Source organism: Streptococcus suis, assembly GCF_002964045.1.
Lineage (GTDB): Bacteria > Bacillota > Bacilli > Lactobacillales > Streptococcaceae > Streptococcus > Streptococcus suis_U.
In genome coordinates, this window is the sequence record NZ_POPB01000279.1 from 1 (window position 1) to 268 (window position 268).

Below are 268 nucleotides of genomic sequence, written 5' to 3' on the forward strand. Positions count from 1 at the left end.
ACTCAATATTCAGATTAAACTTCAGCAACTCTCACAAAATAAGCTAGACTTTATGTAAATAGCCCATTTGAAATTATATCCCTAAAATTTCTACCAGTAATTCAAATACATTAGAAATAAAAATGACAGGTTGAAAAATTTCCGAACCTGTCATTTTTATTATCATAATTGTTTAATTCCGTCTGGAACTGCTAAAAATTGCCACCAGTAATACTGCTCCAAAGACTGACGGTACCAGGGCCATGCCAGCAAATTGTGGTCCCCAATC

General features: G+C 34.3%; 1 pseudogene. It reads right to left on the reverse strand.

What is annotated here, in order from left to right:
- Positions 1–172: 172 nt before the first annotated feature.
- A pseudogene (locus tag C1E99_RS15480) lies at positions 173–268 on the reverse strand (GlsB/YeaQ/YmgE family stress response membrane protein); the annotation flags it as partial.